At 60.3% G+C, this 1658-nt stretch carries 1 protein-coding gene and 1 pseudogene; both read left to right on the forward strand.

All coding sequences use genetic code 11. From position 1 onward, the window contains the following. Nucleotides 1-1046: pseudogene (locus tag QZL67_RS10410) on the forward strand (hypothetical protein); the annotation flags it as partial. Between the two features lie 87 nt (nucleotides 1047-1133). Beyond that, nucleotides 1134-1658 (forward strand): DapH/DapD/GlmU-related protein (locus QZL67_RS10415; protein ID WP_292920299.1); only part of this gene is annotated, 525 nt, incomplete at its 3' end.

Genomic DNA, 1658 nt, shown 5'->3' on the forward strand with positions numbered 1-1658 from the left:
CGGTGGGCATGGCCAAGCCAATCTGTGACTGCCGTATGGCAAACTATACGGCCATTCTCCGGAAAGCCCTGGACAGTGCAGGTTTTGAAGCCGTGCCCATTCTCACCACAGACCCCGGCGATACCAAGGGCATCCATCCCGGCGTCTCCATGCTGGGGGCCCGGTCGGTGCTGCTGGCGGCGTGGGCGTTCTCCATGCTGGATATTCTGGAGGAGCTTTGCCGGAAGATCCGCCCCTATGAGGCCATTGCCGGAGAGACCAACCGGGTGTTCCAGTCCTGCGTGGAAGAGATTGCCCAGGGTTCCAAGAAGGGGCTGGGGCAGATGCTCGCGGCGTTCCGCCGGTCCATCAATGCCTTCTGCGGCCTCCACTATGACCGTTCTGTCCGCAAGCCCCGGGTGCTGGTCACCGGCGAGCTGCTGGTGAACTTCCACCCCGGTACCAACTTCCATGTGGTGGAATATCTGGAGAAAAACGGGATGGAGACGATCCTGCCCCGCATCACTTATCAGTTCCGCAAGGATTTCCAGGCCGCCATCAGTGAGATTCGGGATTTCGGTGCCCATCTGGCACCCTACTCCTTTGCTCTGGATGCCGCGGTGGAGGGTATCCAGCGCTATTTGGAGCGTATCGCTGCGGCTCACCCGCTGTATCATAAGGCTGCCCGGCCTCAGGATCTTTATGATGGGGTGAGCGGCATCATCCCCAAGACTCTTACCTGCGGCGAAGGATGGCTCATGGCCGGAGAGATCGCCCACTATGCCGCCGAAGGGGTCCGCTCCTTCATTATCCTCCAGCCCTTTGGATGCCTCCCCAACCATGTATGCGGCCGGGGTGTCACCAAGCGGCTCAAGGAGCTCTACCCCGGTGTGCAGATCCTGCCGCTGGATCTGGACCCGGATACCAGCTATGCCAACGTGGAAAACCGGCTGCAGATGCTCATCATGAATCAGTCTGCGGAGCGGGAGGCGATGGAGTCCCCGGAGGTCCCGGCACGCCGGACGCCGCGGAGCAACTACCACCACCCGGCGCTGTCCTCCACCTGACCGGCGGGAACTCCCGCAGCAGCCCGGTACGGAGAGAAATTTTCATACAGCGGGCAGGCACCGGAAACTATGGAAGAGGAGTCATCAATGGAACTTTTGGAAATTCTCAAGCGCCCGGAGGGCTATGCGGGACAAAACCGGAACCTTCCGGCGGATTGGAAAGCCAATGCGCAGCAGCTTTGTTGGGAATACAACAACGCTGCCCCGAATCAACCGAAACAGCGGCAGGCCATTTTGCAGAAACTGTTGGGAACCTGCCATCCCCTGACCTTTATCGAACCGGATTTTCACTGTGATTATGGCTTCAACATCCATACACACGGCCTTGCGGTCATCAACTACAACTGCGTGATTCTGGATACCTCGCCGGTTCATATCGGAGCCGGGGCCTTTATTGCCCCAGGGGTATGCCTGGCCTGCTCCGGACATTCTCTGGACCCCGCCCAGCGATCGGAGGGGATCAGCACCTCTGCACCCATCACACTGGAGGATGACGTGTGGATCGGGGCCAATGCGGTGGTCTGCGGCGGCGTCACCATCGGAAAAGGCTCCATGATCGGAGCAGGCAGCGTGGTGACCCGGGATATCCCCGCCGGTGTAGTGGCGGCGGGT

This window comes from Oscillibacter sp. CAG:155 (assembly GCA_000436875.1).
GTDB lineage: Bacteria > Bacillota > Clostridia > Oscillospirales > Oscillospiraceae > Oscillibacter.